This is a genomic window from Streptococcus infantis (assembly GCF_047464615.1).
Taxonomy (GTDB): domain Bacteria; phylum Bacillota; class Bacilli; order Lactobacillales; family Streptococcaceae; genus Streptococcus; species Streptococcus infantis_Y.
Map to the genome: position 1 here is coordinate 1 of NZ_JASHBO010000019.1, position 24,087 is coordinate 24,087.

The window sequence follows — 24,087 nt, forward strand, 5'->3', positions numbered from 1 at the left end:
TTATAGTCAGGTTTTTCTTTGTGAAACATAGGGAACACCTCACAACTCTTCTTACCTCTATTATACGACTTTACACAAAGAAAAGCCCTTAGAAACTTGACTTCCAAGGACTTTGTCTTCAATCTGAAAGGAGCGGAGCTCCTTTTTTTGATTCTTTCAAGTTGAAAATAAATTTACGTAGCAGATATCTTACAAACGTTTTCTTTTATAGTAAAATAAAAGATGACTATATGAAAGAAGGTTCTTAATTGGAAAGTATTTTATTTTTTATTTCTGTCTTTATAGCCGGGGTCTTGTCATTCTTTTCTCCCTGTATCTTTCCCTTGTTACCAGTCTACGCAGGTGTTCTGCTAGATGATCAAGAGAAGTCAAAGACATTTCGTTTTTTGGGTAAAGACGTTGCCTGGTCAGGATTGATTCGTACCCTCTGTTTCATTACTGGTATCTCTCTCATTTTCTTTATTCTTGGATTTGGAGCAGGATTCCTTGGGAATTTACTTTATGCTGACTGGTTCCGTTATGTCATGGGAATCATGATTATCATACTGGGATTGCATCAGATGGAAATTCTTCATCTACAAAAATTAGAGGTACAAAAAACAGTAACATTTAAGCAAAAACAGTCTAGTAAATATCTCTCGGCCTTTTTACTGGGTATCAGCTTCAGCTTTGGCTGGACTCCATGTATAGGTCCAGTTTTAAGTTCTGTTTTAGCACTGGCTGCCTCAGGAGGAAATGGAGCTCTTCAGGGGGCCTTATTAACCCTCATTTACACTCTCGGAATGGCACTTCCATTTTTAGTTCTGGCCTTGGCGTCAGGCCTTGTCATGCCTTATTTTAGTAGAATCAAATCCCACATACTTTTATTGAAGAAAATTGGTGGTTTATTGATCGTTCTCATGGGAATTTTATTAATGTTGGGACAGTTAAATGTTTTATCTGGAATATTAGGATAAAAGGAGTTATCTATGAAAAAAATTATCTATTTTGGACTTAGTTTCTTGTCTCTCTTTCTTCTGATTGCTTGTGGCAAGGAAGAGAAAAAATCAAGTCAAGAAAATCCAACGACTAAGACACAGCAGCAAACAACTGTGAAGCAAGTAGCAATTGGAGCAGAAGCACCTGATTTCACCCTTCAATCTATGGATGGAAAAGAAGTGAAATTATCTGATTTTAAAGGTAAAAAAGTTTATCTTAAATTTTGGGCATCTTGGTGTGGACCATGCAAGAAGAGTATGCCAGAATTGATGGAGCTTGCTGCTAAGGAAGATCGTGGTTTCGAAATTTTATCTGTCATTGCGCCAGGGCTTCAAGGTGAAAAAACTGTAGATCAATTTCCAAAGTGGTTTGAAGAACAAGGTTATAAAGATATCCCCGTTTTATATGATACAAAAGGAGCTGTTTTTCAAGCCTATCAAATTCGAAGTATCCCTACAGAGTATCTAATTGATTCACAGGGTAAAATTGCTAAGATTCAATTAGGTGCGATTAGTAATGCAGATGCAGAAGCAGCTTTTGCTCAAATGAAATAAAGTAATGAAATATAAAAATGTCTAGACAAATCGTCTAGACATTTTTATAACATAAATTAGTTTTTTGAAGCTGCTTGGAATTCAGGGTTTTTCCAAGCTTCATCAATAATAGCTTGCAATTCTTTTGCTGAAGCTTGCATTTTTTGAGTTTCAGCATCGTTCAATGGGATGTTAACTGGACGAACAATACCGTGTGCACCAACGATAGCTGGTTGACCGATAAAGACGTTTTCAACTCCGTATTGACCTTCTTGGAATACTGAAAGTGGAAGAACAGCATTTTCATCATCAAGGATAGCTTTTGTGATACGAGCAAGGGCTACTGCGATACCGTAGTATGTTGCACCTTTTTTGTTGATGATTGAGTAAGCAGCATCACGAACTGAGATGAAGAGTTCTACAAGGTCCGCTTCATCCAAGTCACGGTTAGCTTGCAACCATTGTTCCAATTTTACACCGGCAACGTTTGCGTGTGACCAAACGGCAAACTCAGAGTCACCGTGTTCACCCATGATGTAGGCGTGAACTGAACGAGCATCAACGCCGATTTTTTCAGCAAGTGCTTGACGGAAACGAGCTGAGTCAAGTGAAGTACCTGAACCGATAACACGTTCTTTAGGGAAACCTGAGAATTTCCAAGTTGAGTAAGTCAAAACGTCAACTGGGTTAGCTGCAACAAGGAAGATACCGTCGAAACCAGAAGCAACAACTTGTTCAACGATTGATTTGTTGATAGCAAGGTTTTTACCAACAAGGTCAAGACGAGTTTCACCTGGTTTTTGTGGAGCACCAGCAGTGATAACTACAAGGTCAGCGTCCGCACAGTCTTCATACTTAGCTGCATAAATTTTCTTAGGTGAAGTAAAAGCAAGCGCGTGGCTAAGGTCTTCAGCATCACCAACAGCTTTTTCAAACAATTGAGGAATTTCAATGATACCAAGTTCTTGTGCAATTCCTTGGTTAACAAGAGCAAAAGCGTATGATGATCCTACGGCACCGTCACCGACAAGGATAACTTTTTTGTGTTGTTTAGTTAATGTCATTTGTCTAAACATCTCCTTCATTTTTTAAGGGCTTCCCCCGTTTAGTTTCATTCTATCACTTTTAAATAGCTTTGTCACGGATATAACATCCACTTGGCCATGTAAACGTTTTAGTCGGATTGGAAGACTGAAATCTAGGTCAAACTATGGTATAATATATCTAGTTACTAATAGTGAAATGAGGCATTTGTTAATGCAAGATAAAAATTTAGTGAATGTCAATCTGACAAAGGAGATGAAGACCAGCTTTATCGACTACGCCATGAGTGTTATCGTATCGCGGGCCCTTCCTGATGTTCGAGATGGGTTGAAACCAGTTCATCGTCGTATTCTATACGGTATGAACGAATTGGGTGTGACACCAGATAAACCTCATAAGAAATCTGCCCGTATTACAGGGGATGTCATGGGTAAATACCACCCGCACGGTGACTCATCTATCTACGAAGCTATGGTTCGTATGGCGCAATGGTGGAGTTACCGTTACATGCTTGTAGATGGACATGGGAACTTTGGTTCCATGGATGGTGATGGTGCCGCAGCTCAGCGTTATACTGAAGCGCGTATGAGCAAGATTGCACTTGAGATGCTTCGTGACATCAATAAAAATACAGTTGATTTTGTTGATAACTATGATGCCAATGAACGTGAACCTGTTGTTTTACCAGCTCGTTTTCCAAATCTTTTGGTCAATGGAGCTACAGGTATCGCTGTTGGTATGGCGACCAATATTCCACCACATAACTTGGGTGAAACCATTGATGCAGTGAAGTTGGTCATGGATAATCCAGAAGTCACAACTAAGGAATTAATGGAAGTTCTTCCTGGTCCAGATTTCCCAACTGGTGCCCTTGTTATGGGGAAATCAGGTATTCATAAGGCCTACGAAACTGGTAAAGGATCGATTGTGCTTCGTTCTCGTACTGAAATCGAAGAAACTAAGACTGGTCGCGAACGTATCGTTGTAACAGAATTTCCATACATGGTCAACAAGACTAAAGTCCATGAGCATATTGTGCGTTTAGTTCAAGAAAAACGTATCGAAGGAATTACAGCTGTTCGTGATGAATCAAACCGTGAGGGAGTTCGCTTCGTAATTGAGGTGAAGCGTGATGCGTCAGCCAATGTTATTTTGAACAACTTGTTCAAGATGACTCAAATGCAAACTAGTTTTGGATTCAACATGCTAGCTATCCAGAATGGTGTACCTAAGATTCTCTCTCTTCGTCAAATCTTGGATGCTTATATTGAGCACCAAAAAGAAGTGGTGACTCGTCGTACTCAATTTGATAAAGAAAAAGCTGAAGCGCGTGCACATATCTTGGAAGGTTTGTTGATTGCTCTGGACCACATCGACGAAGTTATTCGTATCATCCGTGCCAGTGAAACGGATGCAGAAGCCCAAGCTGAATTGATGAGCAAGTTCAAGTTATCTGAACGTCAAAGTCAAGCAATTCTCGATATGCGTCTTCGTCGTTTGACAGGTTTGGAACGTGACAAGATTCAGTCAGAATATGATGAGCTTATTGCTTTGATTGCTGACTTGGCAGACATTCTTGAAAAACCAGAACGTGTAGCGCAAATCATCAAGGAAGAATTGGATGAGGTCAAACGTAAGTTTGGCGATCCACGTCGTACTGAGTTGATGGTTGGTGAAGTCTTGACTCTTGAAGATGAAGACTTGATTGAAGAGTCTGATGTCCTTATCACTCTATCAAATAAAGGTTATATCAAACGTTTGGACCAAGACGAATTTACAGCTCAAAAACGTGGTGGACGTGGCGTTCAAGGAACTGGAGTTAAGGACGATGACTTTGTGCGTGAATTGGTTTCAACCAGCACTCACGATCATTTGCTATTCTTTACTAATAAAGGACGTGTTTATCGTCTTAAGGGATATGAAATTCCAGAATACGGTCGTACAGCCAAAGGTTTGCCAGTTGTCAATCTTTTGAAACTGGATGAAGGTGAAAGCATTCAAACCATTATTAATGTTGAATCAGAACGTAGTGATGATGCCTATCTCTTCTTTACAACTCGAGCAGGTATTGTCAAAAGAACTAGTGTCAAAGAATTTGCTAACATTCGCCAAAATGGGCTCAAAGCCTTGAATCTGAAAGACGAGGACGAGTTGATTAATGTCTTACTAACTGAAAAAGACACAGATATCATCATCGGAACCAGATTAGGTTATGCCGTTCGTTTCAATCAGTCTTCAGTTCGTAGTATGAGTCGTATCGCCACTGGTGTTAAAGGGGTAAATCTTCGTGAAGGTGATGCTGTAGTTGGAGCAAGGGTGATTACTGACCAAGACGAAGTCCTTATCATTACTGAGAAAGGATACGGTAAGCGCACAGTTGCGACTGAATACCCAACAAAAGGTCGTGCTGGTAAAGGAATGAAAACAGCTAATGTTACCGAGAAAAATGGTCCTCTGGCTGGTCTCTTAACAGTAAAAGGGGACGAAGATCTGATGATTATCACTGACACAGGTGTTATGATTCGAACCAATGTTGCCAATATTTCACAAACGGGACGTTCAACTATGGGAGTAAAAGTGATGCGTCTAGATCAGGATGCTAAGATTGTGACTTTTACAAGTGTTGCAGCAGCAGAAAAAGAAGAAGTTGGGGCAGAACAGGAAACAGAAAGTGAAGCATAATGTCTAAAAAAATCAATAAAAAGAAAAATAAACGAAAAAATCTGTTGATCAATATATTGGCAGGATTTCTGATACTGCTATCAATCGCTTTGATTTTTAATGCTAAAATCCGTGATATCTTTATGGTTTGGAATACTAATAAGTACCAAGTTAGTCAGGTATCAAAAGAAAAATTAGAAGAAAATCAGGACACAGAAGGAAATTTTGATTTCGATTCAGTAAAGGCAATCTCATCTGAAGCGGTTTTATCCTCCCAGTGGGATGCCCAACAACTTCCTGTTATTGGTGGAATTGCGATTCCTGAAGTAGAGATTAACCTACCTATCTTTAAAGGCTTGGATAATGTGAACTTGTTCTATGGGGCAGGAACCATGAAACCAAATCAAAAAATGGGGGAAGGAAATTATTCTCTCGCTAGTCACCATATTTTTACAGCTGAAAATGCCAGTCAGATGCTCTTTTCACCTTTGGTCAATGCCAAAGAAGGGATGAAAATTTATTTGACTGATAAGGAAAAGGTTTATACCTATGTCATTCGTGAAGTCAAACACGTTACACCTGACCGCGTTGATGAAATAGAAGACCGTGAGGGAATCAAAGAAATTACCTTGGTAACCTGTGTAGACTACAATGCTACAGAACGGATTATCGTGAAGGGAGATTTCAAAGAAGTGAAACCTTATGCAGAAACTCCATCAGATATCTTAGAAGCCTTTAATAAGCCTTATAAGCAAAGATATTAAGAGATAAGATTAATAAAAAAGGTTTGCTAGTAATAGCGAACCTTTTTCTTGTCGATTTCAGAAAATAGATAGGAAAAAGACTTTTCAATTTTGGTAAAAAGTAGTATAATGTTTCTATTATAGAAATTTTTAGAAAATTCCGAAAGAGGTTTGTTATGGGATACACAGTTGCTGTTGTCGGTGCTACAGGTGCCGTTGGTGCTCAAATGATCAAAATGTTGGAAGAATCAACTCTTCCAATCGATAAGATTCGTTACCTTGCGTCTGCACGTTCTGCAGGAAAGGTCTTGCAATTCAAAGGTCAAGATGTGACCATCGAAGAAACAACAGAAGACGCTTTTGAAGGGGTTGATATTGCTCTTTTCTCAGCTGGTGGATCAACTTCTGCAAAATACGCACCTTATGCTGTTAAGGCAGGTGCAGTCGTCGTAGATAACACATCTTATTTTCGTCAAAATCCAGATGTACCATTGGTTGTTCCTGAAGTGAATGCCCACGCCCTTGATGCTCACAACGGAATCATCTCTTGTCCTAACTGTTCAACAATTCAAATGATGGTGGCTCTTGAGCCTGTTCGTCAAAAATGGGGATTGGACCGTATTATCGTTTCAACTTACCAAGCTGTTTCAGGTGCTGGTATGGGAGCAATTCTTGAAACCCAACGTGAGCTTCGTGAAGTCTTGAATGATGGCGTAAATCCACGTGATTTGCATGCGGAAATCCTACCTTCAGGTGGCGATAAGAAACACTATCCAATCGCCTTCAACGCTCTTCCGCAAATTGACGTCTTCACTGACAATGACTACACTTACGAAGAGATGAAGATGACGAATGAAACCAAGAAAATCATGGAAGACGATAGCATTGCCGTATCAGCAACATGTGTACGTATTCCAGTTTTGTCAGCTCACTCTGAGTCAGTCTATATTGAAACAAAAGAAGTAGCACCAATCGAAGAAGTGAAAGCAGCTATTGCTGCCTTCCCAGGTGCAGTTCTTGAAGATGATGTTGCTCACCAAATCTATCCTCAAGCAGTTAATGCTGTTGGTTCACGTGATACTTTCGTTGGACGTATCCGTAAAGATTTGGATGCAGAAAAAGGTATTCATATGTGGGTAGTTTCTGATAACCTTCTTAAAGGTGCTGCTTGGAACTCAGTTCAAATCGCTGAGACTTTACATGAACGTGGTCTAGTACGCCCAACAGCTGAATTAAAATTTGAATTGAAATAATGTGTAGGAGTTCATTTGAACTCCTTCTTTAAAATAAAGAGGTGTTTTGTATGTCTTATCAAGATTTAAAAGATTGTAAAATTATCACGGCCTTTATTACTCCTTTTCATGAAGATGGCTCTATCAATTTCGATGCCATTCCAAAGTTGATTGAACATTTATTAGCACATCATACAGACGGAATTCTCCTAGCAGGAACAACTGCTGAGAGTCCGACTCTAACTCACGATGAGGAGTTGCAGTTGTTTGCGGCTGTTCAAAAGGTTGTCAATGACCGAGTTCCTTTAATCGCTGGTGTTGGTACCAATGATACACGTGACTCTATTGAGTTTGTCAAAGAGGTAGCAGAGTTTGGCGGTTTTGCGGCTGGTCTTGCGATTGTTCCTTACTATAACAAACCATCCCAAGAAGGTATGTATCAACACTTTAAAGCTATTGCAGATGCTTCTGATTTACCTATCATTATCTATAACATTCCAGGTCGTGTAGTTGTTGAAATGACTCCAGATACCTTACTTCGTTTGGCGGAACATCCAAATATTATTGGTGTCAAAGAATGTACCAGTCTTGCCAATATGGCTTACTTGATTGAGCATAAACCAGAAGAGTTTTTGGTATACACTGGTGAAGATGGTGATGCTTTCCATGCTATGAATCTAGGTGCAGACGGAGTTATCTCTGTTGCTTCCCACACAAATGGGGATGAGATGCATGAAATGTTCACTGCAATCGAAGAAAGTGATATGAAGAAAGCGGCAGCTATTCAACGTAAATTTATTCCTAAAGTTAATGCTCTCTTCTCTTACCCAAGTCCGGCGCCTGTTAAGGCGGTACTCAACTATATGGGATTCGAAGCAGGGCCAACTCGTCTACCTTTGGTTCCTACGCCTGAAGAGGATGCTAAACGCATTATCAAGGTTGTTATTGATGGGGATTACGAAGCAACCAAGGCAACTGTCACTGGAGTTCTTCGTCCTGATTACTAACATAACAAATAAAAATAGAAACTTCCTAAACAAGTAAAATTGTTGGGAAGTTTTTTTCTTTTTCTACGAATAAATAGATAGAGAGAAAAACAAGGAGTCTATCATGAAGATTAAGATTGATAATTTTGAGATTTATAAGTTGAAACAAGCAGGTTTAAGTAATCAACAGGTTTTAAAGGTACTTCAATATGGAGAAATCTATGATCAAGAATTAACCCTAGAAACGATAGCAGAAGCATCTGAGTGTCGAAATCCAGTGGTTTTTATGGAACGTTACCATAAACTCACCTTTGAAAGCATGGAGCGATTAAGAAGTGACTTTGAAAAATTTCCCTCATTTTCAATTCTGGACGATGTCTATCCCTTTGCTCTCAGTGAAATCTATGATGCTCCAGTATTGTTATTTTATAAGGGCGATTTAAATCTCTTAAAGTTACCTAAGATTGCAGTTGTAGGCAGTCGCTCTTGTAGTCAAACAGGAACAAAATCGGTCCGTAAGGTTATTGAAGAACTGGAGAATGAGCTGGTGATTGTGAGTGGGCTTGCTAGAGGGATTGATACTGCAGCGCATATGTCTATTCTTCAAGGTGGTGGAAAAACCATTGCAGTCATTGGGACTGGCTTGGATGTTTACTATCCACGTTCTAATAAACGACTGCAGGACTACATCGGTGAATATCATTTGCTCCTGAGTGAGTATGGACCTGGCGAAGAACCCTTGAAATATCATTTTCCAGCACGAAATAGGATTATTGCTGGTCTATGTATGGGTGTCATTGTTGCTGAGGCAAAGATGAGATCGGGTAGTTTGATTACCTGTGAGCGAGCTATGGAAGAAGGAAGAGATGTCTTTGCCATTCCAGGTAGTATTCTAGATGGTCGTTCAGATGGTTGTCATCACTTGGTTCAGGAAGGTGCAAAACTTGTTTCAAGTGGTCAGGATGTGCTAGCAGAATTTGAATTTTAAGAACTAGCAAGGTTTTATCGGTTAAACTTTTCTTCTATATATAGGAGTTAAGTCTTGACAGGTTTTTAAAAATGGTTTACACTTTATAAAGTTTATTACTTTGAAAAGGTGTGATACTGTGGCTACGGCAACAAAGAAGAAAAAATCAACAGTTAAAAAAAATCTAGTAATCGTGGAGTCGCCTGCAAAGGCTAAAACGATTGAAAAATACCTGGGTCGAAATTATAAGGTTTTAGCCAGTGTTGGTCATATTCGTGATTTGAAAAAATCCAGTATGTCAGTCGATGTAGAAAATAATTATGAACCCCAATATATCAATATTCGTGGGAAAGGTCCTCTGATCAATGACTTGAAAAAAGAAGCTAAAAAAGCCAATAAAGTCTTTCTCGCAAGCGACCCGGACCGCGAAGGAGAAGCAATTTCTTGGCATTTAGCTCATATTCTCAATCTAGATGAAAATGATGCTAACCGTGTTGTTTTCAACGAGATTACTAAGGATGCGGTAAAAAATGCCTTTAAAGAACCTCGTAAGATTGATATGGATTTGGTGGATGCCCAACAAGCCCGTCGTGTCTTGGACCGCTTGGTAGGTTATTCCATTTCACCAATTTTATGGAAAAAGGTCAAAAAGGGCTTGTCAGCTGGCCGTGTTCAGTCTGTTGCTCTCAAGTTAATCATTGACCGTGAAAATGAGATTAATGCATTTCAACCAGAAGAATATTGGACTATTGATGGAGTCTTCAAAAAGGGGACTAAGCAATTCCAAGCATCCTTCTATGGAATGAATGGCAAGAAGATGAAATTGACAAGCAATGAAGAGGTCAAAGAAGTCTTGTCTCATCTATCCAGCAAAGACTTTAGAGTTGATCAGGTAGATAAAAAAGAACGCAAGCGTAACGCTCCACTCCCTTATACTACCTCAACTATGCAGATGGATGCAGCTAATAAAATCAATTTCCGTACTCGAAAGACTATGATGGTTGCCCAGCAACTCTATGAAGGGATTAATATTGGTACGGGCGTCCAAGGTTTGATCACCTATATGCGTACAGACTCGACTCGTATCAGTCCAGTTGCTCAAAATGAAGCTGCAAACTACATTAACGAACGTTTTGGCAGTAAGTATTCTAAGCATGGCAGCAAGGTAAAGAATGCGACTGGTGCACAGGATGCCCATGAGGCTATCCGCCCATCAAGTGTCTTTAATACACCTGAAAAGATCGCTAAATACTTAGACAAAGACCAACTTAAGCTTTATACCCTTATCTGGAATCGCTTTGTAGCGAGTCAGATGACGGGTGCTATCTTTGATACCATGGCTGTGAAGCTCTCTCAAAATGGAGTTCAGTTTGCAGCGAATGGTAGTCAGGTTAAATTTGATGGTTACTTGGCTATTTACAATGATTCAGATAAGAATAAGATGTTGCCGGATATGGCAGTTGGTGATGTCGTCAAGCAGGTCAATAGTAAGCCTGAGCAACACTTCACTCAACCACCAGCCCGATATTCGGAAGCGACACTGATTAAAACTTTGGAAGAAAACGGAGTCGGTCGCCCATCAACTTATGCACCTACAATTGAAACCATTCAAAAGCGCTATTATGTGCGTTTGGCAGCCAAGCGTTTTGAACCGACAGAATTGGGAGAAATTGTTAACAAGCTCATCGTTGAATTTTTCCCTGATATCGTCAATGTAACCTTTACAGCTGAAATGGAAGGTAAACTGGATGATGTCGAAGTTGGAAAAGAGCAGTGGCAACGAGTCATTGATGAATTTTATAAACCCTTCTCTAAAGAGGTTGCCAAAGCCGAAGAGAAAATGGAAAAAATCCAAATCAAGGATGAGCCAGCAGGATTTGATTGTGAAGAGTGTGGCAGTCCGATGGTCATTAAACTTGGTCGTTTTGGTAAGTTTTATGCTTGTAGCAATTTCCCAGATTGCCGTCATACACAAGCAATCGTGAAAGAAATTGGTGTGGAGTGTCCAAGCTGTCATCAAGGTCAAATTATTGAACGAAAAACCAAGCGTAATCGTATCTTCTATGGTTGCAATCGCTATCCAGAGTGTGAATTCACTTCTTGGGACAAGCCTGTTGGCCGAGATTGTCCAAAATGTGGCAACTTCCTCGTGGAGAAAAAAGTCCGTGGTGGCGGTAAGCAGATCGTTTGTAGCAATGGTGATTACGAAGAAGAAAAAATCAAATAAAATAATGAGTCCTGAAAGTAAATTTCAGGCTCTTTTTAGTAAAGGCTTGACAAAATTCCTTACTTTGTGGGAAACTAGTAAATGATTATTCTAAGTAAGGAGAAGATATGCGTATTTTTTATCTGATTATTGGATTTCTATCATTGGCTCTGGCTATTGTTGGAGTTGTCTTGCCCTTGTTGCCCACGACTCCTTTTCTTTTGTTGTCTATTGCTTGTTTTTCGAGAAGTTCCAAGCGTTTTGAAGATTGGCTTTATCATACCAAACTTTATCAGACTTACGTGGCGGACTTTCGTGAGACCAAGTCTATTGCGCGTGAACGTAAGAAAAAAATTATTGTATCGATTTATATCTTGATGGGAATTTCCATTTATTTTGCGCCTCTTTTACCAGTCAAAATCGGTTTGGGATGTTTAACCATCTTTATTACCTACTATCTTTTTAAGGTGATTCCTGATAAAGAATAGCTTTAATAAGTAACGATTTTCCTTGATAAAAACAAAAACATATTCGAAATAATATGATATAATAAATTTAAACTAATCTTCAAGGAGAATCAAATGATTTACGAATTTTGTGCTGAAAATGTAACTTTTCTTGAAAAAGCTATGCAGGCAGGAGCTCGTCGCATCGAGCTCTGTGACAATCTATCAGTTGGTGGAACAACTCCAAGCTACGGAGTGACCAAGGCAGCTGTGGAACTGGCTGCCGACTACGATACGACCATTATGACTATGATTCGACCACGTGGTGGTGATTTTGTCTACAATGACCTCGAGATTGCTATTATGCTCGAGGATATTCGTCTAACTGCTCAGGCAGGAAGCCAAGGCGTTGTCTTTGGTGCATTGACTGCTGATAAGAAGTTGGACAAGGCCAATCTTGAAAAATTGATTGCTGCATCTAAAGGTATGGAAATTGTTTTCCATATGGCATTTGATGAATTGAGCGAACAAGATCAGTTAGAAGCCATTGACTGGCTCAGCCAAGCTGGAGTGACACGCATTCTGACTCGAGCTGGTGTATCTGGCGATTCTCTAGAGAAACGTTTTGCTCACTATCATAGAATTCTAGAACACGCTGCAGGAAAAATTGAAATTTTACCTGGTGGAGGAATTGACATGGACAACCGTCAAACCTTTATTGACCAACTGGGCGTGACACAATTACATGGAACTAAGGTCGTTTTTTAATAAATAGAAAGGAACTGCTAGCTTTTGGTAGCAGTTTTCGCTTATGTTTGAAATTTTTAAAGCTTATCAGTTTAATAGTAAAAAGGCTAAAGAGTATGGATTTGAAGAAAATCAAGGCGTATGGAACCATAGTTCGACTATCTTGCACGGAGATTTTCTAATGATGGTTACAGTTGAGGATGGAGACTTAAGTTTTCAAGTTTATGACCAAGAAACTGGCGATCTTTATCCTCAAGTTCATATGACCAGTATGAGAGGTACGTTTGTTGGAACTGTTCGAGAGGCTTGTTTAGAAGTTCTTTATGAAATCCGAAAGTCTTGTTTTGATGTGCAGGATTTTATCTGTCCTCAGACCAAGAGAATCATGGCACTCGTTCAAGAAAAGTATGGAAATCAATTGGAATATCTATGGGAGAAATCCCCTGATACTGCAATTCTGCGCCATGAGAGCAATCAAAAGTGGTATGCTGTTTTGATGAGAATCTCTTGGGATAAGCTTGAAAAGGGGAGAGAAGGACTAGTGGAAGCAGTCAATCTCAAACATGATCAAGTATCTGATTTGTTGGTAAAAAAAGGGATTTATCCAGCCTTTCATATGAACAAGCGCTATTGGATAAGTGTGCCACTTGATGACAGTTTATCAGATGAAGAGGTGCTAGAATTGATCGAAAAAAGTTGGAAATTGACTTTGAAAAAATAGCTAGTTTTACTTGATTTTTCAAACACTTTCAATTAGCAAAATATTCTTTACTGAAGAAATTTTCAGAAAATATTGGATTTTTTCTTGACATGTGTTTTTTCCTATGCTAAAATACTAAACAAGATATCAAACGAAGGAGAAAGTCAAACATGAAAACAGCTAAGTTTAATCAATTTGCTTTGTTGTTGAGGTACTCGGGCTAGTGCAAAAGCATTAGTCCTGTTTGGCTTACCAAGCGGGAGTAAATCAACATCTCGCTTGGAACTCCGAGCGAGATGTTTTTTTAAAACCGAATTTAGAAAAGGGGAAATCTTATGAGAACAGTTGAATTTCTAGATACTAGCCTTCGAGATGGTGAGCAGACACCAGGTGTTAATTTTTCGATCAAGGAAAAGATTGCCATTGCAAGACAACTGGAAAAATGGGGAATTTCGGCAATTGAAGCTGGTTTTCCAGCAGCTAGTCCAGACTCATTTACTGCAGTTCAGGAAATCGCAAAAGTCTTGAAGAAAACAGCGGTGACTGGTTTAGCTCGCTCTGTTAAATCAGATATTGACGCTTGTTATGAAGCACTTAAGGATGCTAAGTATCCACAAATCCATGTTTTTATCGCTACTAGTCCTATTCATCGTGAATTTAAGTTGAATAAAAGTAAAGAAGAAATATTGGAAGCTATTAAAGAGCATGTTTCCTATGCACGTAGTAAATTTGAAGTGGTAGAATTCTCTCCTGAAGATGCGACTAGAACTGAGCTGGATTTCCTCTTACAAGTCGTTCAAACAGCGGTAGACGCAGGTGCAACCTATATCAATATTCCTGACACGGTTGGTTTTACCACACCAGAGGAATATGGGAATATCTTCAAGTATCTGATTGACAATGTTAAAACTGATCGTCAGATTATCTATTCGCCTCACTGTCACGATGACCTTGGAATGGCAGTTGCCAATAGCCTTTCTGCTGTTAAGAATGGTGCGGGGCGTGTTGAAGGAACCATTAACGGTATTGGAGAACGAGCTGGGAATGCTGCTTTGGAAGAAATTGCAGTTGCCCTCAATATTCGCCAAGATTACTATCAAGCAGAAACTAGTATTGTCCTAAATGAGACTATCAATACGTCTGAAATGGTTTCTCGTTTCTCAGGAATTCCAGTTCCAAAAAACAAGGCGGTTGTTGGAGGAAATGCCTTCTCTCACGAATCAGGTATTCACCAAGACGGTGTTCTTAAAAATCCTCTCACTTATGAAATCATCACACCTGAATTGGTTGGTGTCAAGAGTAATAGTCTTCCGCTCGGTAAATTGTCTGGTCGCCATGCTTTTGTTGAGAAACTAAGAGATTTGGCTCTAGACTTTACAGACGAAGATATCAAGCCGCTCTTTGCTAAGTTCAAGGCCTTGGCAGACAAGAAGCAAGAAATCACAGATGCTGATATTCGAGCTCTAGTAGCTGGCACCATGGTTGAAAATCCAGAAGGCTTCCACTTTGATGACTTGCAACTTCAAACCCATTCTGAAAATGACCTTGAAGCGACAGTTAGATTAGCTAATTTTGATGGTGAGAAAGTTGAATTTAATGCAACAGGTCAGGGTTCTGTTGAAGCTATTTTCAATGCTATTGATAAATTCTTTAATCAATCTGTTCGCTTGGTATCCTATACGATTGATGCGGTAACTGATGGGATTGATGCCCAGGCACGTGTATTGGTAACTGTTGAAAACAGAGATACAGAGACTATCTTTAACGCAGCTGGACTTGATTTCGATGTGTTGAAGGCTTCGGCTATTGCCTACATTAATGCCAATACCTTTGTTCAAAAAGAGAATGCTGGTGAGATGGGAACAACTGTTTCCTATCGCGACATGCCTAGCGTGTAAAGGAGAAAGCTATGACAAGAAAAATAGTTGCCCTAGCAGGTGATGGTATCGGCCCAGAAATCATGGAAGCTGGTTTAGAAGTTTTGGAAGCTCTAGCTGAAAAAACAGGTTTTGACTATGAGATTGACAGACGACCTTTTGGAGGGGCGGGTATTGATGCTGCAGGACATCCCTTGCCAGACGAAACGCTCAAGGCTGCTAGAGAAGCGGATGCTATTCTACTCGCTGCAATCGGTAGTCCTCAGTATGATGATGCTCCAGTTCGACCCGAACAAGGACTTTTAGCTCTTCGAAAGGAACTCAATCTCTATGCCAATATTCGTCCGGTTAAAATCTTTGAGAGTCTCAAGAACTTATCACCTCTGAAGCAAGAACGAATAACTGGTGTTGACTTTGTAGTAGTACGTGAGTTGACAGGAGGAATTTACTTTGGTGATCATATCCTTGAAGAGAAAAAAGCGCGTGATATCAACGATTATAGCTATGAGGAAGTAGAGCGGATTATACGCAAGGCTTTCGAAATTGCAAAAGGTCGAAATAAAGTTGTTACTAGCATTGATAAGCAGAATGTATTAGCAACTTCAAAACTCTGGAGGAAAGTGGCTGATGAAGTAGCAAAAGATTTCCCTGATGTAGCACTGGAGCATCAGCTAGTCGACTCGGCTGCCATGCTCATGATTACAAATCCAGCCAAATTTGATGTTATTGTGACAGAGAATCTTTTTGGAGATATTCTCTCAGATGAATCAAGCGTTCTATCTGGTACACTTGGAGTTATGCCATCAGCCAGCCACTCTGAAGATGGTCCGAGTCTCTATGAACCCATTCATGGTTCAGCACCTGATATAGCAGGTCAAGGCATTGCCAATCCCATTTCCATGATTCTGTCAGTTGCCATGATGCTGAGAGACAGTTTTGGGCGATATGAGGATGCAGAGCGTATCGAGCATGCTGTTGAGGCAAGTTTGGCGGCTGGTATTTTAACGAGAGATATAGGAGGTCAGGCTTCTACCAAGGAAATGACAGAAGCCATTATCGAAAGACTATGAAACTAAACGAAGGAATAACTTTTGCCCTCCTGATTTGGAATCTTATCATTTTCTTGATCTATGGCATTGACAAATTCAAGGCAAGAAGAGGTGCTTGGCGCATCCCAGAGAAAATCTTACTCATTTTAGCCTTTACTTGTGGTGGTTTTGGTGCCTGGTTAGCAGGAATCATCTTTCATCACAAGACTAGAAAATGGTACTTTAAAACGGTTTGGTTCCTAGGAACAGTGACTACACTAGTAGCTTTATATTTTGTATGGAGGTAATGAATGGCAGGAAAATCGATTTTTGATAAATTATGGGACCTCCATGTGATTACAGGAGAAGAAGGACAGCCTCAACTCATGTATGTAGATCAACACTATATTCACGAGGTGACCAGTCCTCAGGCTTTTCAAGGATTGCGAGATGCAGGGCGTAGATTGAGACGACCAGATTTAACATTTGGGACCTTTGACCACAATGTTCCGACTGTCAATATTTATGATATTCGAGATGTAATATCCAAGGCTCAAATTGATAAGTTGGCAGAAAATGTTGAGGAGTTTGGGATTGAACATGCGGCCCACGGTTCTGAAAAACAGGGAATCGTTCACATGGTTGGTCCAGAAACAGGACGGACACAACCAGGAAAATTCATCGTCTGTGGAGACAGTCACACAGCAACTCACGGAGCTTTTGGAGCCATCGCCTTTGGGATTGGGACCAGTGAGGTCGAGCATGTCTTTGCTACCCAGACCCTCTGGCAGGTCAAACCCAAGAAAATGCTGGTGGAATTTACAGGTGTTCCTCAAAAAGGAGTTTATTCTAAGGATTATATTCTCGCCTTGATTGCTAAGTATGGAGTTGCCTGTGGTGTTGGCTATGTGGTGGAATATCGTGGGCAAGCGATTGATGCACTGAGCATGGAAGAGCGAATGACCATCTGCAATATGTCCATCGAGTTTGGCTCTAAGATGGGAATCATGAATCCAGATCAAACCACCTATGACTATCTCAAGGGACGGGAATGTGTTCCAGAGAATTTCGAAGAGGCTGTGGCTGATTGGAAAAGACTGGTTAGTGATGATGATGCCGTTTATGACAAGGTTATCCGAATGGATGTCTCTGAATTGGCTCCTATGGTGACTTGGGGAACCAATCCGGCTATGGGTGTTGATTTTGATAGTAGCTTCCCAGAAATAAAGGATATGAATGATGAACGTGCTTATCATTACATGGATTTACACCCAGGTCAGAAACCAGCAGATATCGAACTTGGCTATGTCTTTATAGGTTCTTGTACCAATGCTCGACTTAGCGATTTGCAACTGGCTGCTCGATTTGTCGAAGGGAAGAAAATTGCTCCCAACCTGACAGCAATCGTGGTACCTGGTTCTAGACCAGTCAAGCGAGCTGCTGAAAAGTTGGGCTTGGATAAGGTTTTCCAAGATGCAGGCTTTGAGTGGAGAGACCCAGGTTGCTCCATGTGCCTAGGAATGAATCCTGATAAGGTACCAGATGGTGTTCACTGCGCCTCAACTAGTAATCGTAACTTTGAAGATCGCCAGGGATTTGGTGCTAAAACTCATCTTTGCAGTCCAGCCATGGCTGCTGCGGCAGCAATTGCAGGGCGCTTCGTAGACGTTCGGCAAATGCCAGAAGCCCAGTAAGGAGAGGATATGGAAAAATTTACAGTCTATACAGGAACAACGGTTCCTCTTATGAATGATAATATCGATACCGACCAAATCCTCCCCAAGCAGTTTCTGAAGTTGATTGATAAGAAAGGATTTGGTAAGTACCTCATGTATGCTTGGCGTTATCTAGATGACAAGTACACTGAGGATCCAGATTTTGTCTTTAACCGACCCGAATATCGCAAAGCGAGTATTCTCATCACAGGAGATAACTTTGGGGCTGGCTCTTCTAGAGAGCACGCAGCTTGGGCATTAGCAGACTATGGCTTTAAGGTCGTGATTGCAGGATCTTTTGGAGATATTCATTACAATAATGAACTCAATAATGGTATGTTGCCCATCGTTCAACCTAGGGAAGTTAGAGAAAAATTAGCCCGGCTAAAACCGACTGATCAGATAACTGTGGACTTAGAACAACAAAAAATCATCTCATCTATTGGAGAATTCTCCTTTGAAATCGATAGTGAGTGGAAACACAAGCTCTTAAATGGTTTGGATGATATTGGAATTACTTTGCAGTATGAAGATTTAATTGCTGCTTATGAAAAACAACGACCAGCCTACTGGCAAGAATAAAAAATAGAAAAGGAAATAGAATTATGGCAAAACACATTCAATGGAACGGAACATTTTCACAAGAAGGCTATGACATTTTAAAAGGTGAGGGCGGCTGTATCGTTTGTCCTACTAAAGTCGGCTACATCATCATGACCAGCGACAAGGCAGGACTTGAACGTAAATTTGAAGCTAAAGAACGTAATCGTAATAAACCAGGAGTAGTCCTCTGTGGTAGTATGGACGAGCTTCGCGCTTTAGCACAACTCAACCCAGAAATTGAAGCCTTCTATCAAAAACATTGGGATGAAGACATTCTTCTTGGTTGTATCCTTCCATGGAAACCAGAAGCCTTTGAGAAATTGAAAGCATACGGTGATGGCCGTGAAGAACTCATGACAGACGTACGTGGAACGAGCTGTTTCGTTATCAAGTTTGGTAAAGCTGGTGAACAATTAGCTGCCAAACTTTGGGAAGAAGGCAAAATGGTTTACGCCTCATCAGCTAACCCATCAGGAAAAGGAAATCGTGGTAAGGTTGAAGGCATCGGTCAACGTATCGAAGGAGCAGTGGACCTTGTCATTGAAGCAGACGACTATGTGGCATCTATCCAACCTGACAAAACGATTGAAACTCGCTACGAGCAAGGTGTGATGGTGTCTATGGTTGATAAAGATGGAAAACTCATTCCAGAACAAGGTGGAGCACGCTCAACTTCACCAGCGCCAGTTGTGATTCGTAAAGGGCTTGACATTGATAAAATCATGATGCATCTATCAGATACCTTTAACTCATGGGATTATCGTCAGGGAGAGTATTACTAAGATAAAAAAGAAGTCTAGTGTTAAGAGACATTGAAGCTCCTAACGCTGGGCTTTTTCTTTAGAAATTCTTTTCATTTTTTATAGGATATGATATTCTATATATGAAATATATAGTTTTTTATTCGAACATTATTATAAAAGGAGTCTAATTGATGAATGATAGAAGAGTTAGTTTAGAAGATTTTTATGATTGGTATCAAGAAAATGAAATTAATTTAAGAGAATCTGCAAAACAATACAGTTTGAAAAATGAAGAATTGAGAGAGGAATTTCTTAAGGAGTGGCCTCTAGATAAACTATTAACCATGTCCATTGATGACTATGTTATTGGGAAAGGTGCTACAAGTAATTCTTTTTGCTATGTTCTTGAGACAGGGAAGTACCAATCATTATTTATGGGAATTGGTGGAGGAGGTTCTTCAAAATTTGGTATTTATTGGAATGAGGATACAAAAAGCTATAAGAATCAAGCAAATAAAATCATTCCAAAATCAGAACTAGAAGACCGATTTAACAAATTAAAATCGGATTTGTATGAGATCATTCAAGCTGGTAGAAAATTAGATTTCAATAATCCTATCTTTGACATGAAAAAGTCAAAGAATGAATTTATTGGGCGTTCTGCAGTTGTCACAAAACTACTTTGTATCTATTCTGAAGGCTATCCTTTCTTAAGTGTAAATCTTAATAGTCAAAAGAAATTCTGGAACAAGCTACTTCCTCAAAAAAATCAAGGGGGCCTTATCTTCAGAATCATGAGATTTGTCAACTCGTATTGCAAAAATATCCTGAGTTGGAACCATCATTGTTGGGAAGCATTTTATTTGAATATTCAACACAATTTTTAGACGAAAAAGAAAAGAAAGAAGAAAAAATGTCTCTAGAATATAAGGTTTATCATCCATTGAGTCAAACTCTACTACAATCCAAAAACCTCATTCTCCGAGGTGCTCCTGGTACAGGTAAAACCTATCTTGCTAAAGAAATTGCCAAAGAATTAACGGATGGCAACGAAGACCAAATCGGGTTTGTGCAGTTTCACCCATCATATGATTATACAGATTTTGTGGAGGGGTTAAGACCGGTATCAAATGGGGATGGCGCTATTGAGTTTAAGCTACAGGATGGTATTTTTAAAGATTTTTGTCAGAAAGCAAAAGAAGCCCAATTGATTGGAGGACAAGACAATTTTGACCAAGCTTGGGATTCTTACTTAGAATATATAAATGTTGTTGAAGAAAAAGAGTATATAACAAAAACATCTTACTTATCTGTTAATAGTAGACAAAATTTGTCAGTAAATTATGATAGTGGTGTTCCAGGATGGTCAATACCTCGCAAATATGTTTACGAGTTGTATAAAGATAAAAATTATAATAAGCAAGAATACTACAAAAGTGGTGGAAGAACTGTCCTAGAAACATTGAGAAAGAGATTTGGTCTGAAAGACTACCTTTCCCCAACAGATATTGACACTGACAAAAAATTCGTCTTCATCATTGATGAAATTAACCGAGGTGAGATTTCTAAGATCTTTGGTGAACTCTTTTTCTCTATTGATCCTGGTTATCGTGGCAGAGATGGGGAAGTTTCTACTCAATATGCAAATTTACACGAAACTGATGACAAGTTTTATATCCCTGAAAATGTCTATATTATCGGAACTATGAATGATATTGACCGATCAGTGGATACCTTTGATTTTGCCATGCGTCGTCGTTTCCGTTTTGTTGAAGTTACGGCTGAAAGTCAACTAGGAATGCTGGATGATGTTCTTGGCGATAAAGCTGAAGAAGCGAAAGCGCGTCTAAGAAACTTGAATGCTGAAATTGAAAAACTTCAGGAGCTAAATAGTCACTATCATATCGGTCCAAGTTATTTCCTTAAATTGGAGGAAGTGAATTTTGACTATGAATTACTCTGGTCTGATTATCTGAAACCACTCTTGGAAGATTATTTACGAGGTTCTTACGAGGAAGTTGAAACTATAGCAAATTTGAAAAAGGCCTTTGACAAGACAAGCAATGAGCAAAAAAATCAGGTAGTTACTGACAACAATGAAGGCGATGGAAATGAAAATGCGGATCACTGATAATCAGCATAAGATTATTAAAGAAGACTTTATTGCAGAATATCCCAAAATAAGCCAACTTCTTTTAGATAGAACATTAGGAAATCTTTCTCAAGAAGATAATATCTTTATTTTTCCAAGTGACCTAGAATATTCTCCGGACTTAGATAAGGATCAAAAAATCTTAGAAACTGTCAATCGGGAAATAAAGACAGGAAATATCATTGGATTTCTTGGCTACGGTCAGGAGAGATTAACCATTTCTTCTCGTTTTTCAAACGAAAGTAATGACTATTTTTTACATTATCTTTTGCAAAAGGTTCTTCATATCAATCTGACTAGTTTAGATGTTGCTTTATCGCGTGAAGATAAGTTCTATCAACTTTTGATGTATCTATTTCCCAAGTATTTGCAAGCTACTCTCCGAAAAGGTCTCTATAAGGAATACCAGAGATTTTCTCATAACGACAGTCATGTTAAGGGAGTGATTGATGTAGGAAATCATCTCAAGAAAAATCTTCCTTTCACGGGAAATATTGCCTACACAACGAGAGAGTTCACCTATGATAATCCTCTCATGCAACTGATCCGTCATACAATTGAATACATGAAGAATCAGAGAAGCATAGGGGGAGGAGCTCTTGATAATTTATTAACAAGTCGTGAAAATGTCTCTGAAATTATTCGAGTAACGCCCTCTTATAAATTAGCTGATCGTGCTAAGATTATCCGACTAAATCAAACCAAACCTCTTCGTCATGCCTACTTTCGAGAGTACAGAAAATTGCAAGAGCTTTGCCTGATAATCCTAAATAGAGAAAAGCATGGTTTAGGATACCAAGAGCAAAAAATCCATGGTATTCTTTTTGATGTTGCCTGGCTTTGGGAAGAGTATGTTTATACCTTGTTGCCAAAAGATTTCACCCATCCACGAAATAAGGATAAGACAGACGGTGTCTCAGTATTTTTAGACGATAAAAATACTGAAAATCGCAAAAGGCGTGATCGAAAAGTATACCCAGATTTTTATGATAGAGAACGAAAGATTGTTCTAGATGCTAAATATAAAAAACTTGAAGATACTGAAAAAGGAATAAACCGTGAGGACTTGTTTCAGTTGATTTCCTATTCTTATATTTTAAAAGCTGAGAAAGCTGGACTGATTTTTCCTAGTATGGACCGATCAGTAAATAGTGAAATAGGAAAACTAGCTGGCTATGGAGCTCAATTGAAGAAGTGGTCTATCCAAATCCCACAGAAGGCTTCATCTTATAGTGCGTTTTGTGAAATGATGGAAAACTCTGAAGAAATTTTTAAAGCAATGATTGATGAGGGACTGGGGAGAAAATAATCTCTCCTCTTTCTTTTGTTATTTAAACAAGAAAATCCGAACATTTTAATTTAATTTACAAAATTATTTGACAAAAAATGTACTTTGGCTTATACTTAATTAAGGAAACGTCATAAAAGACGTAGGGATGCGCAAGCATAGGTAGGTCATTACAAAAGAAACGAGACATCGATATGTTAAACGAATTTCCAATCTTTGACTATGAAGATATCCAGCTAATCCCAAATAAGTGTGTCCTCCAAAGTCGAGCAGAAGCTGATACACATGTGATCTTGGGGAAACATACCTTTAAGTTGCCAGTTGTCCCTTCTAATATGCAGACGATCTTGGATGAAGATGTTGCAGAACAACTTGCAAAAGGTGGCTATTTCTACATCATGCACCGTTTTGATGAAGCTGGGCGTATTCCCTTTGTGAAACGCATGCATGAGAAAGGTTTGATTGCTTCTATCTCTGTTGGTGTTAAAGATTACGAATATGACTTTGTTAGTCAATTAAAGGCTGATGCACCAGAGTACATCACCATTGATATTGCTCATGGTCATGCAGACAGCGTGATTTCAATGATTCAGCACATCAAGAAAGAATTACCTGATACTTTTGTCATCGCTGGTAATGTTGGAACTCCAGAAGCTGTACGTGAACTTGAAAATGCTGGTGCAGATGCTACTAAGGTCGGAATCGGTCCAGGTAAGGTTTGTATTACTAAGGTCAAAACTGGTTTTGGTACTGGAGGTTGGCAGTTAGCAGCCCTTCGCTGGTGTGCTAAGGCTGCGCGTAAACCGATTATTGCCGATGGTGGTATTCGTACACATGGTGATATCGCCAAATCAATCCGCTTTGGTGCAAGTATGGTTATGATTGGTTCACTGTTTGCAGGGCATATCGAAAGTCCTGGTAAAACAGTTGAAGTTGACGGCAAACAATTCAAAGAATACTATGGTTCAGCTTCAGAATACCAAAAAGGTGCCTATAAGAATGTCGAAGGTAAGAAAATCCTTCTTCCTGCCAAAGGACATTTACAGGATACCTTAACAGAGATGGAACAAGATTTGCAAAGTTCGATTTCTTATGCTGGAGGTCGTAAAGTAGCTGATCTTAGACATGTGGATTATGTGATTGTGAAGAACTCTATCTGGAATGGAGATGCTCACTAAAAAAATCATTACTTATTTATGCCACGAATTGGCGTGGCGTTTCTACAAGGTACCGTAAATACCTAACAATGAGTAAGCTGCAGAGATATAAGGATAGGTGTTAAATCTATTTCTTTGTTTCCTAGAGGCTTACTGTACTGACCCCAAAAAGTTGGACAAATAATTATTGAAAGGATTTAGTTCTGTATTGCACAGGACTGAGTCCTTTTAGTTTTACCTTAATTCGTTTGTTGTTGTAATAATCAATATAGTTTACAATA

At 39.4% G+C, this 24,087-nt stretch carries 21 protein-coding genes, 1 pseudogene and 1 riboswitch; of the genes and pseudogenes, 20 read left to right on the forward strand and 2 right to left on the reverse strand.

The genetic code is table 11. The annotated features are described in order from the left end of the window. Positions 1 to 248: 248 nt before the first annotated feature. Together ccdA2 and sdbB are read left to right on the forward strand one after the other, a co-directional pair. Positions 249 to 956, forward strand: coding sequence for a thiol-disulfide oxidoreductase-associated membrane protein CcdA2 (ccdA2, locus tag QM450_RS09595; RefSeq protein WP_414313637.1), 708 nt, complete (start codon positions 249 to 251; stop codon positions 954 to 956). A 12-nt stretch (positions 957 to 968) separates the two neighbouring features. Further along, complete coding sequence (gene sdbB, locus QM450_RS09600) at positions 969 to 1,532, forward strand: thiol-disulfide oxidoreductase-associated lipoprotein SdbB (RefSeq protein ID WP_281334903.1); 564 nt, start codon at positions 969 to 971, stop codon at positions 1,530 to 1,532. Positions 1,533 to 1,588: 56 nt separating this feature from the next. Here sdbB and QM450_RS09605 read toward each other — a convergent pair whose 3' ends face one another. Then, positions 1,589 to 2,575, reverse strand: coding sequence for an L-lactate dehydrogenase (locus QM450_RS09605; RefSeq protein ID WP_000176425.1), 987 nt, complete (start codon positions 2,573 to 2,575; stop codon positions 1,589 to 1,591). A gap of 193 nt (positions 2,576 to 2,768) precedes the next feature. Here QM450_RS09605 and gyrA point away from each other — a divergent pair, with 193 nt between their 5' ends. The 18 genes and pseudogenes from gyrA to guaC all read left to right on the forward strand — a co-directional run bounded on the left by gyrA (position 2,769) and on the right by guaC (position 23,827). After that, complete coding sequence (gyrA, locus tag QM450_RS09610) at positions 2,769 to 5,237, forward strand: DNA gyrase subunit A (RefSeq protein ID WP_414320439.1); 2,469 nt, start codon at positions 2,769 to 2,771, stop codon at positions 5,235 to 5,237. Then, positions 5,237 to 5,980, forward strand: a complete 744-nt coding sequence (locus QM450_RS09615) for a class A sortase (RefSeq protein ID WP_153225724.1) — start codon at positions 5,237 to 5,239, stop codon at positions 5,978 to 5,980. Before gyrA ends, QM450_RS09615 begins: the two co-directional genes overlap by 1 nt. 155 nt (positions 5,981 to 6,135) lie before the next feature. After that, complete coding sequence (locus QM450_RS09620; protein WP_000542499.1) at positions 6,136 to 7,212, forward strand: aspartate-semialdehyde dehydrogenase; 1,077 nt, start codon at positions 6,136 to 6,138, stop codon at positions 7,210 to 7,212. A gap of 50 nt (positions 7,213 to 7,262) precedes the next feature. After that, positions 7,263 to 8,198, forward strand: a complete 936-nt coding sequence (gene dapA / locus QM450_RS09625) for a 4-hydroxy-tetrahydrodipicolinate synthase (protein WP_414320440.1) — start codon at positions 7,263 to 7,265, stop codon at positions 8,196 to 8,198. Positions 8,199 to 8,307: 109 nt separating this feature from the next. Then, positions 8,308 to 9,165, forward strand: a complete 858-nt coding sequence (gene dprA / locus QM450_RS09630; protein ID WP_152904343.1) for a DNA-processing protein DprA — start codon at positions 8,308 to 8,310, stop codon at positions 9,163 to 9,165. 118 nt (positions 9,166 to 9,283) lie between these two features. Further along, positions 9,284 to 11,371, forward strand: coding sequence for a type I DNA topoisomerase (gene topA, locus QM450_RS09635; RefSeq protein ID WP_414320441.1), 2,088 nt, complete (start codon positions 9,284 to 9,286; stop codon positions 11,369 to 11,371). Positions 11,372 to 11,478: 107 nt separating this feature from the next. Further along, complete coding sequence (locus QM450_RS09640) at positions 11,479 to 11,838, forward strand: YbaN family protein (RefSeq protein WP_414257659.1); 360 nt, start codon at positions 11,479 to 11,481, stop codon at positions 11,836 to 11,838. Between the two features lie 93 nt (positions 11,839 to 11,931). Beyond that, a complete protein-coding gene (locus QM450_RS09645) occupies positions 11,932 to 12,564 on the forward strand; it encodes a copper homeostasis protein CutC (protein WP_414320442.1) in 633 nt (210 codons plus the stop codon). A 43-nt stretch (positions 12,565 to 12,607) separates the two neighbouring features. Further along, entirely contained in the window at positions 12,608 to 13,264 is a 657-nt protein-coding gene (locus QM450_RS09650) for an MmcQ/YjbR family DNA-binding protein (protein ID WP_414320443.1), read from the forward strand. 314 nt (positions 13,265 to 13,578) lie between these two features. Then, the gene (locus QM450_RS09655; RefSeq protein ID WP_414320444.1) at positions 13,579 to 15,141 is read left to right on the forward strand and encodes a 2-isopropylmalate synthase; all 1,563 of its coding nucleotides are present in this window, start codon (positions 13,579 to 13,581) and stop codon (positions 15,139 to 15,141) included. 11 nt (positions 15,142 to 15,152) lie between these two features. Beyond that, complete coding sequence (leuB, locus tag QM450_RS09660) at positions 15,153 to 16,190, forward strand: 3-isopropylmalate dehydrogenase (protein WP_414320445.1); 1,038 nt, start codon at positions 15,153 to 15,155, stop codon at positions 16,188 to 16,190. After that, the gene (locus QM450_RS09665; protein WP_414320446.1) at positions 16,187 to 16,456 is read left to right on the forward strand and encodes a DUF1294 domain-containing protein; all 270 of its coding nucleotides are present in this window, start codon (positions 16,187 to 16,189) and stop codon (positions 16,454 to 16,456) included. Before leuB ends, QM450_RS09665 begins: the two co-directional genes overlap by 4 nt. A 3-nt stretch (positions 16,457 to 16,459) precedes the next feature. After that, positions 16,460 to 17,842 carry a 3-isopropylmalate dehydratase large subunit gene (gene leuC / locus QM450_RS09670; protein ID WP_414320447.1) on the forward strand — a complete coding sequence of 461 codons (1,383 nt, stop codon included), beginning with the start codon at positions 16,460 to 16,462 and terminating at the stop codon, positions 17,840 to 17,842. A 9-nt stretch (positions 17,843 to 17,851) separates the two neighbouring features. After that, on the forward strand, positions 17,852 to 18,445 hold the full coding sequence (gene leuD, locus QM450_RS09675) for a 3-isopropylmalate dehydratase small subunit (protein WP_414320448.1): 594 nt from the start codon (positions 17,852 to 17,854) through the stop codon (positions 18,443 to 18,445). A gap of 23 nt (positions 18,446 to 18,468) precedes the next feature. After that, positions 18,469 to 19,248, forward strand: a complete 780-nt coding sequence (locus QM450_RS09680; protein ID WP_414320449.1) for an L-threonylcarbamoyladenylate synthase — start codon at positions 18,469 to 18,471, stop codon at positions 19,246 to 19,248. Between the two features lie 152 nt (positions 19,249 to 19,400). Continuing rightward, positions 19,401 to 21,340: pseudogene (locus tag QM450_RS09685) on the forward strand (McrB family protein). Beyond that, the gene (locus QM450_RS09690) at positions 21,327 to 22,670 is read left to right on the forward strand and encodes an McrC family protein (protein ID WP_414320451.1); all 1,344 of its coding nucleotides are present in this window, start codon (positions 21,327 to 21,329) and stop codon (positions 22,668 to 22,670) included. Before QM450_RS09685 ends, QM450_RS09690 begins: the two are co-directional and overlap by 14 nt. A gap of 173 nt (positions 22,671 to 22,843) precedes the next feature. Beyond that, positions 22,844 to 23,827, forward strand: a complete 984-nt coding sequence (gene guaC / locus QM450_RS09695) for a GMP reductase (protein WP_414320450.1) — start codon at positions 22,844 to 22,846, stop codon at positions 23,825 to 23,827. Beyond that, positions 23,820 to 23,916, forward strand: a riboswitch (purine riboswitch). Its footprint overlaps the gene before it by 8 nt. A gap of 74 nt (positions 23,917 to 23,990) precedes the next feature. On the opposite strand, the gene QM450_RS09700 is transcribed toward guaC, so the two are convergent. Beyond that, a partial coding sequence (locus tag QM450_RS09700; protein WP_174720586.1) for an IS3 family transposase occupies positions 23,991 to 24,087 on the reverse strand: 97 nt, incomplete at its 5' end.

What these genes read in the sequence shown, in the direction of transcription:
- leuB (WP_414320445.1), top strand. Translation starts at nt 15,153, where the DNA reads ATGACAAGAAAAATAGTTGCCCTAGCAGGTGATGGTATCGGCCCAGAA.
- QM450_RS09655 (WP_414320444.1), top strand. Translation starts at nt 13,579, where the DNA reads ATGAGAACAGTTGAATTTCTAGATACTAGCCTTCGAGATGGTGAGCAG.
- QM450_RS09620 (WP_000542499.1), top strand. Translation starts at nt 6,136, where the DNA reads ATGGGATACACAGTTGCTGTTGTCGGTGCTACAGGTGCCGTTGGTGCT.
- QM450_RS09680 (WP_414320449.1), top strand. Translation starts at nt 18,469, where the DNA reads ATGGCAAAACACATTCAATGGAACGGAACATTTTCACAAGAAGGCTAT.
- QM450_RS09665 (WP_414320446.1), top strand. Translation starts at nt 16,187, where the DNA reads ATGAAACTAAACGAAGGAATAACTTTTGCCCTCCTGATTTGGAATCTT.
- QM450_RS09650 (WP_414320443.1), top strand. Translation starts at nt 12,608, where the DNA reads ATGTTTGAAATTTTTAAAGCTTATCAGTTTAATAGTAAAAAGGCTAAA.
- leuD (WP_414320448.1), top strand. Translation starts at nt 17,852, where the DNA reads ATGGAAAAATTTACAGTCTATACAGGAACAACGGTTCCTCTTATGAAT.
- sdbB (WP_281334903.1), top strand. Translation starts at nt 969, where the DNA reads ATGAAAAAAATTATCTATTTTGGACTTAGTTTCTTGTCTCTCTTTCTT.
- QM450_RS09640 (WP_414257659.1), top strand. Translation starts at nt 11,479, where the DNA reads ATGCGTATTTTTTATCTGATTATTGGATTTCTATCATTGGCTCTGGCT.
- gyrA (WP_414320439.1), top strand. Translation starts at nt 2,769, where the DNA reads ATGCAAGATAAAAATTTAGTGAATGTCAATCTGACAAAGGAGATGAAG.
- leuC (WP_414320447.1), top strand. Translation starts at nt 16,460, where the DNA reads ATGGCAGGAAAATCGATTTTTGATAAATTATGGGACCTCCATGTGATT.
- dapA (WP_414320440.1), top strand. Translation starts at nt 7,263, where the DNA reads ATGTCTTATCAAGATTTAAAAGATTGTAAAATTATCACGGCCTTTATT.
- guaC (WP_414320450.1), top strand. Translation starts at nt 22,844, where the DNA reads ATGTTAAACGAATTTCCAATCTTTGACTATGAAGATATCCAGCTAATC.
- QM450_RS09690 (WP_414320451.1), top strand. Translation starts at nt 21,327, where the DNA reads ATGCGGATCACTGATAATCAGCATAAGATTATTAAAGAAGACTTTATT.
- QM450_RS09615 (WP_153225724.1), top strand. Translation starts at nt 5,237, where the DNA reads ATGTCTAAAAAAATCAATAAAAAGAAAAATAAACGAAAAAATCTGTTG.
- QM450_RS09605 (WP_000176425.1), bottom strand. Translation starts at nt 2,575, where the DNA reads ATGACATTAACTAAACAACACAAAAAAGTTATCCTTGTCGGTGACGGT.
- QM450_RS09645 (WP_414320442.1), top strand. Translation starts at nt 11,932, where the DNA reads ATGATTTACGAATTTTGTGCTGAAAATGTAACTTTTCTTGAAAAAGCT.